Annotated in this window: 13 protein-coding genes; 12 read left to right on the top strand and 1 reads right to left on the bottom strand. The window is 41.4% G+C overall.

The genetic code is table 11. From position 1 onward, the window contains the following. Window positions 1-57: 57 nt before the first annotated feature. The 9 genes from ASC42_RS06670 to ASC42_RS06630 all read left to right on the top strand — a co-directional run bounded on the left by ASC42_RS06670 (window position 58) and on the right by ASC42_RS06630 (window position 11,443). A complete protein-coding gene (locus ASC42_RS06670) occupies window positions 58-1,587 on the top strand; it encodes an ABC transporter ATP-binding protein (protein WP_055441100.1) in 1,530 nt (509 codons plus the stop codon). Next, window positions 1,584-2,630: an ABC transporter permease gene (locus tag ASC42_RS06665; RefSeq protein WP_055441099.1), complete on the top strand. Its 1,047-nt coding sequence runs from the start codon at window positions 1,584-1,586 to the stop codon at window positions 2,628-2,630. The genes ASC42_RS06670 and ASC42_RS06665 overlap by 4 nt, the downstream gene beginning before the upstream one ends. Next, a complete protein-coding gene (locus ASC42_RS06660) occupies window positions 2,631-3,584 on the top strand; it encodes an ABC transporter permease (RefSeq protein WP_055441098.1) in 954 nt (317 codons plus the stop codon). Between the two features lie 80 nt (window positions 3,585-3,664). Continuing rightward, the gene (locus ASC42_RS06655; protein WP_055441097.1) at window positions 3,665-4,867 is read left to right on the top strand and encodes a PucR family transcriptional regulator; all 1,203 of its coding nucleotides are present in this window, start codon (window positions 3,665-3,667) and stop codon (window positions 4,865-4,867) included. 98 nt (window positions 4,868-4,965) lie between these two features. Then, entirely contained in the window at window positions 4,966-6,513 is a 1,548-nt protein-coding gene (gene pruA / locus ASC42_RS06650) for an L-glutamate gamma-semialdehyde dehydrogenase (protein ID WP_141653502.1), read from the top strand. Between the two features lie 21 nt (window positions 6,514-6,534). Continuing rightward, window positions 6,535-7,449 (top strand): proline dehydrogenase family protein, encoded by a 915-nt coding sequence (locus ASC42_RS06645; protein ID WP_032099661.1) that lies wholly within the window; start codon window positions 6,535-6,537, stop codon window positions 7,447-7,449. Window positions 7,450-7,533: 84 nt separating this feature from the next. Continuing rightward, window positions 7,534-8,991, top strand: a complete 1,458-nt coding sequence (gene putP, locus ASC42_RS06640; RefSeq protein WP_055441095.1) for a sodium/proline symporter PutP — start codon at window positions 7,534-7,536, stop codon at window positions 8,989-8,991. Window positions 8,992-9,094: 103 nt separating this feature from the next. After that, window positions 9,095-10,342, top strand: a complete 1,248-nt coding sequence (locus ASC42_RS06635) for a GntP family permease (protein ID WP_055441094.1) — start codon at window positions 9,095-9,097, stop codon at window positions 10,340-10,342. A gap of 111 nt (window positions 10,343-10,453) precedes the next feature. After that, entirely contained in the window at window positions 10,454-11,443 is a 990-nt protein-coding gene (locus ASC42_RS06630) for a CapA family protein (RefSeq protein WP_425339071.1), read from the top strand. Window positions 11,444-11,609: 166 nt separating this feature from the next. Here the strand turns inward: ASC42_RS06630 and ASC42_RS06625 are convergent, their stop codons facing one another. Beyond that, complete coding sequence (locus ASC42_RS06625) at window positions 11,610-11,984, bottom strand: zinc ribbon domain-containing protein (RefSeq protein WP_055441092.1); 375 nt, start codon at window positions 11,982-11,984, stop codon at window positions 11,610-11,612. A gap of 158 nt (window positions 11,985-12,142) precedes the next feature. Here ASC42_RS06625 and ASC42_RS06620 point away from each other — a divergent pair, with 158 nt between their 5' ends. From ASC42_RS06620 to ASC42_RS14340, 3 genes are all read left to right on the top strand, one after another. Then, complete coding sequence (locus tag ASC42_RS06620; protein WP_055441091.1) at window positions 12,143-12,805, top strand: DUF975 family protein; 663 nt, start codon at window positions 12,143-12,145, stop codon at window positions 12,803-12,805. Between the two features lie 232 nt (window positions 12,806-13,037). Continuing rightward, window positions 13,038-14,528 carry a malate:quinone oxidoreductase gene (locus tag ASC42_RS06615; protein WP_055441090.1) on the top strand — a complete coding sequence of 497 codons (1,491 nt, stop codon included), beginning with the start codon at window positions 13,038-13,040 and terminating at the stop codon, window positions 14,526-14,528. 86 nt (window positions 14,529-14,614) lie between these two features. Next, a complete protein-coding gene (locus ASC42_RS14340; protein WP_280790524.1) occupies window positions 14,615-14,740 on the top strand; it encodes a hypothetical protein in 126 nt (41 codons plus the stop codon). Window positions 14,741-14,756 lie beyond the last annotated feature (16 nt).

The raw sequence follows: 14,756 nt of genomic DNA, 5'->3' as shown, positions 1-14,756 counted from the left end.
TGTTGCAGCTTTTCATTTAGTGATGTAAACCATGCTCATATAAGGAGTGGATCACGTTTGGAATACGTAATTGAGATGCTGAACATCCGCAAAGTTTTTGGGAATTTTGTGGCGAATGATAACATTACGTTGCAACTGAAAAAAGGAGAAATTCATGCGCTATTAGGTGAAAACGGTGCAGGAAAATCAACATTAATGAACGTGTTATTCGGTTTATATCAACCGGATGGCGGGGAAATTCGTGTTAAAGGGAAAAAAGTAAATATCGCAAACCCGAATGTTGCCAACGACTTAGGGATTGGGATGGTACACCAACATTTTATGCTTGTTGATACGTTTACGGTAACAGAAAACATTATTTTAGGAAGTGAGCCGACAAAAGGTGGACAAATTGACATTGAAAAGGCAGAAAAAGAAGTGCGCGAGCTTTCTGAACGATACGGTTTAGCGGTTGATCCGAAGGCGAAAATTGCGGACATTTCTGTCGGCATGCAACAACGTGTAGAAATTTTAAAAACGTTATATCGTGGAGCAGATATTTTAATTTTTGACGAGCCGACAGCTGTGTTAACACCACAAGAAATTCAAGAGCTTATCCAAATTATGAAAGCGCTTGTACGTGAAGGAAAGTCCATTATTTTAATTACGCACAAATTAAAAGAAATTATGGAAGTGTGTGATCGGGTCACCGTTATTCGTCGCGGAAAAGGCATTGGTACATTAAATGTATCGGAAACAAATCCGAACGAACTTGCTTCATTAATGGTTGGACGTGAAGTACATTTCAAAACAGAAAAACAACCGCCGAAAGTCGGAAAGCCTGTCCTTGAAATTGAAAATTTAGTCGTGAAAGATTCACGTGGGATTACCGCTGTTGATCATTTAAATTTAACGGTACATGCAGGGGAAATTGTCGGCATTGCAGGAGTAGACGGAAACGGACAAACGGAGCTTATTGAAGCAATCACAGGTTTAATCAAATCAGAGTCAGGCTCCATTCGTTTAAATGGTAAAGAAATTCGCAATTTAACACCGCGTCAAATTACAGAAACAGGTGTAGGACACATTCCACAAGACCGTCATAAACATGGTCTCGTGCTCGACTTCCCGATTGGAGAAAATATGGTACTCCAAACATACTATAAGGAACCATATTCAAAACGCGGTATTTTGAACTTTAAAGCCATTTACGATAAAGCGCGTCAGCTTATTCAAGAGTTCGACGTTCGTACGCCTGATGAATATACAAAGGCGCGAGCTTTATCAGGAGGAAACCAACAAAAAGCGATTATCGGGCGCGAAGTAGATCGCGATCCGGATCTACTCATTGCAGCGCAACCGACACGCGGGCTCGACGTTGGGGCGATTGAGTTCATTCACAAACGTCTTATCGAACAACGGGATAAAGGAAAAGCGGTGTTGCTCGTTTCGTTTGAATTAGATGAAATTATGAATGTCAGCGATCGCATTGCTGTCATTTATGAAGGAAAAATTGTTGCCATTGTCGATCCGAAAGAAACGACAGAACAAGAGCTTGGCTTATTGATGGCAGGAAGCAAACGGAAGGAAGCAGGTGTATCATCATGAGTGAAAATCGTTTAACGAATATTCTCGTCCCTGTTTTTGCGGTTATTCTTGGAATTATCGCTGGTGCAATTGTCATGATCATTAGTGGATATGATCCAATTGCCGGGTATTCTGCTTTATTGTACGGGGCTTTTGGTGATCGATATTACATTGGAGAAACGATTCGTCAAGTCACGCCGTATATTTTAGCAGGTTTAGCTGTTGCGTTCGCTTTTCGCACAGGGTTATTTAATATCGGTGTAGAAGGACAGCTTATTGTTGGTTGGCTAGCTGCTGTCTGGGTAGGTGTGGCGTTTGAACTACCAAAAGTCATTCATTTGCCGCTCGCAATCATTGCAGCTGGAGCAGCTGGGGCGCTTTGGGGATTCATTCCAGGTTTTTTAAAAGCACGTTTCCGTGTTCATGAAGTTATCGTCACAATTATGATGAACTATATTGCGCTATACGTATCGAATGCGGTCATTCGTTCTGTTTTATCCGATCAAGGATTTAAATCAGAAAAAATCCATCCGTCAGCATCGTTACGTTCAGAGTTTTTACAATCATTGACAGATTACTCTACGCTTCATTACGGCATTATTATTTCGTTAATTGCGGCTGTCGTCATGTGGTTTTTGCTTGAGAAAACAACGACAGGGTATGAACTTCGTGCCGTCGGTTTTAACCAACACGCATCGCATTATGCGGGTATGAACGTCAATCGTAATATTATATTAGCGATGGTTATTTCAGGGGCATTCGCAGGTATCGCTGGGGCGATGGAAGGATTAGGAACGTTTGAAAACGTCTCTGTCAAAGCTGGGTTTACCGGAGTCGGATTTGATGGAATCGCGGTCGCTCTTCTTGGCGGAAATCATGCATTTGGAATTATTTTAGCAGCCGTTCTCTTTGGGGCTTTAAAAGTCGGAGCGCTTGAAATGCCATCAGCAGCCGATGTGCCGACAGAACTTGTTGATATTGTCATTGCGTTAATTATTTTCTTCGTGGCTTCAAGCTACTTAATTCGTCTTGTGCTTACGCGCTTCAAAAAGGAGGGAAAATAAATGTTGAACATCCTTGAAATTATTATTCCTTCCGCGATTTTTTTTGCGGCACCACTCATTTTTACGGCGCTTGGTGGCGTATTTAGTGAACGCTCCGGTGTTGTAAATATCGGATTAGAAGGGTTAATGGTCATCGGCGCGTTTACTGGTGTAGTGTTTAATTTAACGTTTGCCGATCAATTCGGACAATTAACACCATGGCTTGCTATGCTTGTGGCGATGGTTGTTGCGTCTATTTTCTCGCTTATGCATGCGGTAGCAGCCATCTCGCTTCGCGCTGATCAAGTCGTTAGTGGGGTAGCTATCAACTTTTTAGCGTTAGGATTATCATTGTTTCTTGTAAAAATGTGGTACGGGAAAGGCCAAACAGACCAAGTGCAAGTTGGGTTCGATAAAATCGATATTCCGATTTTAAGCAAAATTCCAGTCATCGGTCCGATTTTATTCTCAAACGGATATTTGCCATCTTATTTAGCGATTGTACTCGCGTTTGTTGTATGGTACGTCATTTACAAAACGCCGTTTGGGCTTCGTCTTCGTGCGGTTGGAGAACATCCGATGGCGGCGGATACAATGGGAATTAACGTAGCAAAAATGCGTTACATCGCGGTGATGTTAAGTGGTGCACTCGCTGGAATTGGCGGTTCCATTTATGCAACAATCATTTCACGCGATTTTAGCCATGCGACAATTTCTGGTCAAGGATTTATGGCGCTTGCTGCGATGATTTTCGGAAAATGGCATCCGCTTGGTGCGATGGGAGCGGCCCTTTTCTTTGGATTTGCACAAAGTTTAAGTATCGTTGGGCAAGCGATTCCGTTTTTGAAAAACGTACCGACTGTTTATTTGCTCATTTTACCGTATGCCTTAACGATTTTAGCGCTAACTGGCTTTATCGGACGAGCAGATGCGCCAAAAGCGCTCGGTACGCCTTATGTAAAAGGAAAACGTTAATGGCAAAAGACTTCGGGCTGTCCCGAAGTCTTTTTTTCACGTCTTTGATCGCGCATAATAAAAGCAAGGAGGGGATTTCATTGCATAAATTAGTTGATCAATTATTTTTTGAATTGCAGCGTCCGGTAACGATTGAATCACGTGATTTTGAATTGCTTGCATATAGCGGCCATCATGATCAAACGGACGAAGTACGCATGCGCACGATTTTAAGTAAAAGAGCGTCTGCCCACGTCTTTCAATATTTACACGAGCATGGATGGATGAAAAAAATTGAACAGGCAGACGGAGTTGTTAGCATCCCTCCACTTCCAGATATTGATCTTGGTGCTCGCGCGGTCGTTTGTTTAAAACACGGAGGGAAAGTGTATGGCTATCTTTGGGTGCAGGCGTCGTTTTACGATTTGACAGAGGAACAGCGAAAACGAATCGAAGACGTAGCAAAAGAAGTGGCACATATGTTACATGAACAAATAGGAAAACGTTATAAACGTCAAGAAGAAATCAACGACCTTTTTCTCCGTTTTATTCAATATCGTGACATAAGTGAGCGTGATGTTCAAATGGAAGCCCAGCTACTTGGTGTGACGCTCCCTTCGTCATTTGCTGTTTCCGCTCTATATGTTCAGAAGAATGAAAAGAAAGATGACATTCGTCAATACGTGACGTTTATAACAAGAACAACACATGCCCCGACTTTTTTTATCGAACATCATCATCCATTTTTACTGATTGTGGGGGGGACGCCAACACAACGACCGATTGATGTGGTAAAAATGATAATTACAAAATTACAACAAGACTTTCGGTGTGAGATGGATCGTGACGTTATTGTTGGAATCGGCAATGAGTATAACGGTTTGCAACGGTTGCGTGATAGCTACAAAGAAGCGATGGAAGTTATTCATTTAAAAAGACATATGGATGAGTATGTACCACATGCTTACTGTGATTTAGGGATTTATCGCATCATTCCATTCATATACGAACAATATAAGCAACGTCGCTATAAAAACGAAGCATTAACAAAACTAAAAAAGCACGATGAACAACATGGGACGGACTTTTTGAACACGCTTCGTGCATACATTCAACATGACTGCAATATAAAGCAAACAGCCGAAAGTTTATACATTCATCCCAACACGTTGCATTATCGACTAAAACGCATGCAGGCAATTACGAATCTACCGCTTCATGATTTTGAGCAACGAATGATGTTGTATATTGATCTCCTTTTATACAAATATAAGGAAGATGTTGTGGATGAACAACAAAAATAAGTAGAAATGATTATATGTAAACGACAAACAATTTTCAGAAAGTATAAATTATAATGAATCGTAGAATATGTGACAAATTCGTGAAAGGATCGATGCATGTGACAGTACCATACAAACATGAACCATTTACAAACTTTACGCTTGAACATGAAGCAGAAGCGTTTCGTGAAGCGCTTGCTTATGTTGAAACACAACTTGGACAAGAATATCCGCTTATCATCGGTGGGAGACGGGTCGTCACCGAAGAAAAAGTGGTGTCGACGAATCCAGCGAATAAACAACAAGTTGTTGGCGTTGTGTCGAAAGCGACGAAAGCGCTTGCTGATGAAGCGATGTCTGCTGCACTTTCTGCGTTTGAAACGTGGAAGCGCGTGTCACCACAGGCGCGTGCCGATGTGTTACTTCGTGCCGCAGCTATATTAAGAAGAAGAAAACATGAATTTTCAGCATGGCTAGTGAAGGAAGTCGGTAAGCCGTGGAAAGAAGCAGATGCCGATACCGCAGAAGCCATTGACTTTTTAGAGTATTATGCTCGGCAAATGATTTCTCTTTCAGAAGGTGTGCCCGTATTGAGCCGACCGGGAGAAACAAACCGCTTTTTTTATGTACCGCTTGGCGTCGGTTTAATTATTTCGCCATTTAACTTCCCGCTTGCGATTATGGCTGGAACGACAGTGGCTGCCATTGTGACAGGAAACACAGTTATTTTACGACCATCTGATCGTGCGCCAATTGTCGCTGCAAAATTTGTTGAGCTTATGGAAGAAGCCGGTCTGCCAGAAGGGGTATTAAATTATTTGCCGGGTGGGGAAGCAGAAGTAGGAGAATATATCGTTGAACATCCGCAAACGCGCTTTATTTCGTTTACGGGATCGCGCGCCGTTGGTTGCCGCATTTACGAGCGGGCAGCGATCGTTCAACCTGGTCAAAAATGGTTGAAGCGTGTCATTGCCGAAATGGGCGGAAAAGATGCGATTATCGTTGATAAGGATGCTGACCTTGAATTAGCAGCGCAGTCCATTGTCGCTTCTGCATTCGGTTTTTCAGGACAAAAATGCTCCGCATGCTCGCGAGCGATCGTGCTTGAAGATGTATACGACGAAGTGCTTGCGCGTGTTGTCGAGCTAACAAAACAATTAAAAGTTGGCAATCCAAAAGAGCAAAGCACATTTATGGGTCCGGTCATTGATAAAGTATCGTACGATAAAATTATGGGCTACATCGAAGTTGGAAAACAAGAAGGAAAGCTCATGACAGGTGGGAAAGGAGACGATTCACAAGGATTTTTTATCGAACCGACAATTTTTGCCGACGTCTCCCCTACTGCACGCATTATGCAAGAAGAAATTTTCGGACCAGTTGTTGCCTTTACGAAAGTAAAAACGTTTGATGAAGCGCTCGAAGTAGCCAACAACACAGATTATGGATTAACTGGTGCAGTCATTTCAAACAATCGAGGTCATTTAGAAAAAGCACGTGAACAGTTTCATGTTGGAAATTTATACTTTAATCGCGGTTGCACGGGAGCGATTGTCGGTTATCATCCGTTTGGCGGTTTTAATATGTCAGGAACAGACTCAAAAGCAGGCGGCCCAGACTATTTATTGTTACACATGCAAGCAAAAACGGTTAGCGAAATGTTTTAACATTTAAAAGAGGTGAACAACATGCTCGCACAACTATCAAAAAATATCTTTCTATATGCTTCGCAAAGTAAAGTGCTAAATCAAGCTGCAAAAAAATGGGGGCTCCGTTTCGGAGCTTCCCAAGTCGTTGCAGGAGAGACGATTGAAAGCGCTATCAAAAAGGTGCGTGAACTGAACGAAAAAGGGCTCGTTTGTACACTTGATCATTTAGGAGAGTTTGTTTCAAGTCGCGAAGAAGCCCTTGAAGCGACACAATATAATATTCGCACGTTAGAAGCGATTTATCGCGCAGGCGTCCATAGCAATCTATCTGTCAAGTTGACACAACTTGGGCTCGATATTGATTTTGATTTTTGTTTAAATAATATGCGTCAAATTGTTGAAACGGCAAAACAGTACAACAATTTTGTGCGTATCGATATGGAAGATTCAGGACATTGCCAAGCGACGCTCGATTTATTACATGAACTTCGCCGCACGTACGACAACGTCGGAACGGTCATTCAAGCCTATTTATATCGCGCTGAACAAGATGTAAAAGATTTGAAAGGGGTATCGCTTCGTTTAGTGAAAGGGGCGTATAAAGAGCCGCCAGAAGTGGCGTTTCAAGATAAACAACAAATTGATGAAAACTATATGAATATTATTCGACTTCATTTATTAAGCGGAAGTTATACAGCAATTGCTACACACGACCATCATATTATCGAAAAAGTAAAAAAATTTGCAGAAGAAAATAATATTTCGCGTGATCAATTTGAGTTTCAAATGTTGTATGGTTTTCGGACAGATATGCAACAACAGTTAGCAAAAGAAGGATATACGATGCGTGTATACGTTCCGTTCGGAAATGATTGGTTCGGTTATTTTATGCGTCGGCTAGCAGAACGTCCACAAAACGTTGCGTTCGCATTAAAAGGCTTTTTTGGAAAATAATTTTTTGTACAAATTGTGAACATATTTTAGTATAATGATAGCTACAAAGGGGTTTTATCGACAACAAGGGAAGGGGAGATTACTTTGGTTATTGCATCAGTTGTGACGTATTTAATTGGGATGTTGCTTATCGGATATTGGGCGTATAAACGAACGTCTAACTTGTCTGACTATATGTTAGGTGGACGAACGCTCGGACCAGCGGTGACAGCGTTAAGCGCGGGGGCGTCCGATATGAGCGGTTGGTTGTTGCTCGGTTTGCCTGGCGCGATGTATGCGCAAGGGTTAAGCGCTTCATGGATTGTCATCGGATTAGCCCTTGGCGCATATGCGAACTGGTTATACGTCGCTCCTCGTTTACGGGTATATACAGAAGTAGCGAACGATTCGATTACGATTCCATCCTTTTTAGAAAATCGTTTTGGTGATACATCGAAGCTACTTCGCCTCGTTTCTGGATTTGTCATTATGATTTTCTTTACGTTTTACGTTTCTTCTGGTCTCGTCTCTGGCGGGGTCATGTTTAAAAACTCGTTCGGTACAGATTATCACACAGGACTATGGATTGTCGCAGGCGTGGTCGTGGCATACACGTTATTTGGGGGATTTTTAGCAGTTAGTTGGACAGATTTTGTACAAGGTCTCATCATGTTTATTGCACTTATTCTCGTCCCGGTTGTGACGCTCATGCATACAGGAGGATTAACAGAGACAACAACAACGATTCGCGACATCGATCCGAATTTGCTCGATTTGTTTAAAGGGACAAGCGTCATCGGTATCATTTCCTTATTTGCGTGGGGACTTGGTTATTTCGGACAACCACACATTATCGTTCGCTTTATGGCGATTTCATCGGTGAAAGAGATGAAACAAGCACGTCGTATCGGGATGGGATGGATGATCTTTTCGTCTGTCGGCGCGATGTTAACAGGTCTTTTTGGAATCGCTTACTTTAAACAAGCAGGTATGACGTTAGAAGATCCAGAAACGGTATTTATTAAGCTTGGTGAAATTTTATTCCACCCACTTATTACAGGGTTTTTACTTGCAGCCATTTTAGCGGCAATCATGAGCACAATTTCATCGCAATTACTTGTGACATCAAGCTCGCTAACGGAAGATTTATATAAAATTTTATTCCGTCGCTCAGCATCCGATAAAGAGCTTGTATTTGTCGGTCGTTTATCGGTGTTGCTTGTTGCTATTGTTGCCTTGATACTAGCATATGAGCAAAACAATACGATTTTAAATCTTGTTGGCTATGCTTGGGCTGGATTTGGTGCCTCGTTCGGTCCAGTCATTATATTAAGCTTATATTGGCGTCGTATGACAAAATGGGGAGCGCTTGCAGGGATGATTGCAGGTGCAACGACAGTCATCGTTTGGGCAAACTCTTCATACGCTAGCGTCATGTATGAGATGGTTCCAGGCTTTATCGCAAGCCTCATCGCTATTGTTATCGTCAGCGTATTGACAGCTACACCAGAGAAACATGTTACAGAGCAATTTGATACGTTTAAACGTACCATTTCATCATAAGAAAAAGGTGTCCAAACTGGGCACCTTTTTCTTATGCTTGCATGACTTTCGACAATACTCATACAATGGGGATATATATTTGAAATGAATAATATAGAAAGGAATGGATAAAGTGAGCATATTTGGAGCAATCGTCGCTTTTTTGTTAGCCGTTGTTCTTATTTTACGAAACGTTCCAGTAGGGTACGGAATGATGTGTGGGGCGTTTATTGGTGCTTTATTCGGTGGAGCTTCCGTCGATGAAGCGGTTCACCTCATGATGGACGGGGCGAAAGAAATGACTCCGTCTGTTTTGCGTGTTTTAGCTGCGGGTGTGCTTGCTGGTGTATTGATGCAGTCTGGGGCAGCTGCGGCTATTGCGGAAAAACTTGTGCGAACATGTGGGGAAAAATATGCGTTATTTTCGCTATGTTTTGCGGCGATGGTACTAACAGCATGTGGGGTATTTGTTGATGTCGCTATTATGACGATTGCACCTGTTGCACTTGCGCTAGCACATCGACTTCACATGTCACGTTTTGCGATATTGCTCGCATTAATTGGCGGGGGAAAAGCAGGAAATATCATTTCTCCTAATCCGAACACAATTGCCGCAGCAGAAGCATTTTATGTCCCACTATCTTCACTCATGATGGCAGGTATCGTGCCAGCTGTCGTTGGTCTTTTTGTTACGTATCAGCTCTCAAAACGGTGGCGAATCGATGCCAAACATATGACAGACATTGAAACAGTTGAAAAAGAAACACCGCCGTGGCAAAAGGCGATCGTCGCTCCTAGTGTGGCGATCGTTCTTTTATTGTCTCGTCCGATTTTAGGGGTGTCAATTGATCCGTTTATCGCTTTACCGGCCGGCGCGTTAATTGGTGTAATGGCTATGAATAAAATGAGTGAGCTAAACGTCTTTTTACGTGTGGGTATGGAAAAAATGAGCGGCGTTGTTTTTATGCTTGTTGGCACCGGAACGTTAGCAGGTGTGATTGCAAATTCACCGTTACATCGAACGTTGATGCATACGCTTGAGTCGTTTGGTTTTTCCCCATATGTGATTGCCCCGATTGCTGGTGCGCTATTATCAGGTGTTACCGCATCAACAACAGCAGGCACAGCCATCGCGAGCCGCGTGTTTGGGGAAGCGTTAATTGAAGCTGGTGTTTCATCACTTGCCGGAGCGGCCATGGTACATGCGGGCGCAACAGTGCTCGATCATTTACCGCACGGTAGCTTTTTTCATATCACTGCAGCCAGTGTACATATGTCAACGAAAGAAAGGCTCACATTGCTTCCATACGAAACGCTCATCGGCATAGCAATCGCAACAACATCTACGATCCTTTTTTATATATTTTTATAAAACTATGTTCTAAATAATCAACAAATAAAATAAAAAAAGGATTTCTAACCCATGTGTAGAAAAAGAATGATATACACAAAAGGGGAGTGGAGAAAGATGAGAAGCATATGTATGTATTTATGTATTTGTTTGTTTTTATTCGCCCATCCTGTTTGGGCGGAAGAGGAAACGAGCATCACATTAAGTGTTGCTGGCGATGTGACGCTTGGTCGCGATGAAAACTATGGTTATACATATTCGTTTGATCATGAAGCGAAAAAAAACGGTCTTTCTTTTTTTACTAAATACATTGGGTCCATTTTTAAACAAGATGATTTTACAACAGTTAATTTGGAAACAACGTTAACAACAGCCACGCAAAAAGCCGAGAAGAAGTTTCGCTTTCGAGGTGATCCATCGTATGTCAATATTTTAACGAATGCGAGCATTGAAGGGGTGAATCTTGCCAATAATCATACGTTCGACTATGGACAAAAGGGATATACAGATACGATCGCAACGTTAAAACGAGCAAATATCGGTTATTTTGGAAACGGGATACCACTTGTAAAAACAGTAAAAGGAGTGAAAATTGGCACACTCGGTTATAAAGGATGGAGCGATACAAAAGCGATACGAAAGCAAATCGCAAACGACATACGTTCACTACAAAAGCAAGGAGCACAAGTCATTCTCGTTCATTTTCATTGGGGTGAAGAACGAAGCTATGTACCAAACGGCACACAAAAATCGTTAGGAAGGTTTGCGATCGATAGTGGAGCAGATCTTGTCGTTGGTCATCATCCGCATGTTATCCAAGGAATTGAACAATATAAAGGAAAAATGATTGTTTATAGCTTAGGAAACTTTATGTTTGGGGGCAACAAAAATCCGAGCGATAAAGATACGTTCGTTTATCAACAAACGTTTTATTTCGCAAGCGGCATAAAACAACCAAAAACAACGATTCGCATCATTCCGTTTCGCATCTCGTCTATGACGACACGAAACAACTATCAACCGATTCCGCTTCAGGGAAAAGAAGCAAGTCGCGTAAAAACAAAGATTGTAAATTTGTCAGCAAAAATTAATCAGCCGACATGGCTCGTATATGAAAAATAATGTATAATGGAAAGAAAAGGAGTTGATTTCATGTACATGGGGGACATTATTTTTCAACTCGTCATGCTTGGAATAATTGGATTATTCGTTTTCGGAGCCATATGGCTAACACGTTTGGCCATAAAAAAGAAAAATTAGTAAAAAAGTTCGGCACTCGCCGAACTTTTTATAATGATTTCCCACAAGATGGACAAAATTGAAAGCTTGTTTGTACCATTGTTCCACAATACGGACAAAACTTTTCTCCTTCGTTACGACGCAAGCGAGCGTTTAGCGGATCTTTTTCTTCATTTTCGTCAACGATATCGACGATGGACATTCGATCTTTTCCTGTAGCGTTTTTGTAATGATACACAGCTTGAAAAATACCGATACCAATTATAACGAAGCCGAAAAAAGGAAAGATTTGTGACCCTGGAATGGGAGAATCTTTCGTAATAGAAAAAGTCATAAACGTCCAAAACATACCGAATAAAATGGTGGCGATACTGCCGATAAATCCTTGCATGGATGGTCCACGACCTGGTTTAATGCTTTTCATTTGCTTTCCCCCAATCTGTTTGATACGTCCATTATATACGAGGAATATGAGGAATGTATTTCGTTTTTTGTATAAAAGAGATAAATATATGCTACAATGACCAGGAATACCATACAATATATGTGTAAGCATTATTATGCAAAGGGGGGCTTCATCTTATGACATTATCATCATTAAGGCGTCAAGCAAGGGAAGCGTTGAAAGGAAAATGGGGCAGTGCCGTGCTTCTTATGCTTGTTTATGCGTTCGTAACCATCGTTTTCCCTATGGTAGTTGAGGTTGTATTAAGCGGGGGATGGGACGTATGGGTTGAACAAGAAAACGTACCAACATCTGCTTCGATCGTCAGTTTGCTCATTTCGTTTGCGCTCATTCCGTTTAGTGTTGTTTTGTATTGGGTGTTTTTAGATGCATATCGCTATGAACCTGTTCGGATCTCTCCGATGTTTACGGTATATCAAAATGGAAAGTTATCATGGAAACTCATCGTTACGTCCATTTTATTCGGTATTTTTGTATTTTTATGGAGCTTATTGCTGATTATCCCGGGAATAATTAAAACGTTATCTTATTCACAAGCATTCTTTTTATTAAAAGATCATCCAGAATACGGTGCGCTTCAAGCGATTAGCGAAAGTAAAAAGCGAATGAGAGGGTATAAAGGAAAACTATTTTTATTATACTTAAGCTTCATGGGATGGGGACTTCTCGCGATTATAACATTCGGTATCGGATTTTTATGGCTCGTTCCATATGTCTACACATCACTCGCTGCGTTTTATGATCAATTTATTCGGACGCAAGAAGTGCAAGCTGAGTAAAAAAACGAACAAGGGCAACCTTGTTCGTTTTTTATAAATAAAGCTAGCAAAATATCAAATCATTTTGTAAAATCATTAAAAAAAGAATATTGTTTCTTTTTTAGATGATTTAATCACATAAACACGTTTGTAAAATGAAGAATAATAGTGACATACTATAATTGAAATGTGTTATAATAAATGTGGAGAAATTTTCGGTCAAATGGACGGATGAACATTTAGGGGGTCTAAAATGAAAACAGATGTCATTTTAATTGGCGCGGGGATTATGAGTGCGACATTAGGGACGTTGTTGAAAGAGTTAGCACCAGAGTGGGAAATTGCTGTGTTTGAAAGGCTTGGTCAACCAGCAGATGAAAGCTCGAACGAATGGAACAATGCCGGAACAGGCCATGCCGCACTTTGTGAACTAAACTACACAGTTGAAAAAGCGGATGGATCAATTGATATAAGCAAAGCGATTAAAATTAATGAGCAGTTTCAAGAGTCATTGCAATTTTGGTCTTATCTCGTTCAAAATAAGCGCATCCGTGATCCGAAACAATTTATTATGCCAATCCCACATATGAGTTTCGTACAAGGGAAAGAAAACGTTACATTTTTGAAGAAGCGTTTTGAACAAATGGTGGTTCATCCTTTATTTAAAGGCATGGAGTTTTCTGATGATCCGCAAAAACTAAGAGAGTGGATTCCGCTGATGATGGAAGACCGTATCGTCACCGAATCGATTGCAGCGACAAGAATTGAAGCGGGAACGGACGTGAATTTCGGCGCTTTAACACGCATGTTATTTGAGCATTTAGAACATAAGCATGTGAATTTGTATTATAAACATCATGTTGAAGATATGAAACGAACAAGTGACAACTTATGGGAAGTAAAAGTGCGCAATTTAGCGACTGGGGAAGTTGACGTTCACACAGCGAAGTTCGTCTTTATCGGCGCGGGTGGAGGAAGTTTGCATTTATTACAAAAGTCAGGAATTCCTGAAGGAAAAGGAATCGGTGGCTTCCCAGTAAGCGGGCTATTTATGGTGTGCAATAATCAAGACATTATCGACCAACATCATGCGAAAGTGTACGGCAAAGCGAAAGTTGGCGCTCCGCCGATGTCTGTTCCTCATTTAGATACACGTTTTATTGACGGGAAAAAAATGTTATTGTTCGGACCGTTCGCTGGATTTTCACCGAAGTTTTTAAAGAACGGATCGCTGTTTGATTTAATTACGTCTGTCAGGCCGCATAATGTGCTAACGATGCTTGCGGCAGGAGCGAAAAACATGGCACTAACAAAATATTTAATTGAACAAGTGATGCTGTCGAAAGAACAACGCATGGAAGAATTGCGTGAATTTATCCCGCATGCGAAAAGCGAAGATTGGGATGTCATTATTGCCGGTCAGCGTGTACAAGTCATTAAAGATACAGAAGCAGGTGGCAAAGGTACGCTTCAATTCGGTACGGAAGTTGTTGCCGCACACGACGGCTCGGTTGCTGCGTTACTTGGTGCATCGCCAGGGGCGTCAACGGCTGTTCACGTCATGCTTGAAGTCATTGAAAAATGTTTTCCGAACGAAATGAAACAATGGGAAGCAAAAATTAAAGAAATGATTCCATCGTATGGTGTATCGCTTATGAAAAACGAAACGCTTTTACGCGATGTCCAAACGCTCGCTGCCCAAACGCTTGGCCTAAAAGAAAACATGCCACTTCAAATCGCATAAGCGTCCGAGACAGAAGTCGACTGGCTTCTGTCTTTTTTGTGCGATCGTGCATCTATTTGTTATAATGAGGGAAAAGGGGGATGAATTTGGCATTGTTGTTGAAAAAATTGCACCAAGGTCGTGATATCCATAACGAAACGGTGTTAGGTACGGTATTCACAGCGATTTTTGTTTTTTCTTTATGTACGTATGGATTGGGTTGTCATGAATGAGGAAAAAATATTTTTT

It is taken from the genome of Anoxybacillus suryakundensis (genome assembly GCF_001418025.1).
Taxonomy (GTDB): domain Bacteria; phylum Bacillota; class Bacilli; order Bacillales; family Anoxybacillaceae; genus Anoxybacillus; species Anoxybacillus tengchongensis.
Note: the sequence above shows the minus strand (reverse complement) of the source record. Positions and strands in the feature narration are given on the sequence as shown.

What these genes read in the sequence shown, in the direction of transcription:
- ASC42_RS06665 (WP_055441099.1), top strand. Translation starts at nt 1,584, where the DNA reads ATGAGTGAAAATCGTTTAACGAATATTCTCGTCCCTGTTTTTGCGGTT.
- ASC42_RS06660 (WP_055441098.1), top strand. Translation starts at nt 2,631, where the DNA reads ATGTTGAACATCCTTGAAATTATTATTCCTTCCGCGATTTTTTTTGCG.
- ASC42_RS06645 (WP_032099661.1), top strand. Translation starts at nt 6,535, where the DNA reads ATGCTCGCACAACTATCAAAAAATATCTTTCTATATGCTTCGCAAAGT.
- ASC42_RS06635 (WP_055441094.1), top strand. Translation starts at nt 9,095, where the DNA reads ATGGATAAAGTGAGCATATTTGGAGCAATCGTCGCTTTTTTGTTAGCC.
- ASC42_RS06630 (WP_425339071.1), top strand. Translation starts at nt 10,454, where the DNA reads ATGTATTTATGTATTTGTTTGTTTTTATTCGCCCATCCTGTTTGGGCG.
- ASC42_RS06625 (WP_055441092.1), bottom strand. Translation starts at nt 11,984, where the DNA reads ATGAAAAGCATTAAACCAGGTCGTGGACCATCCATGCAAGGATTTATC.
- ASC42_RS06620 (WP_055441091.1), top strand. Translation starts at nt 12,143, where the DNA reads ATGACATTATCATCATTAAGGCGTCAAGCAAGGGAAGCGTTGAAAGGA.
- ASC42_RS06615 (WP_055441090.1), top strand. Translation starts at nt 13,038, where the DNA reads ATGAAAACAGATGTCATTTTAATTGGCGCGGGGATTATGAGTGCGACA.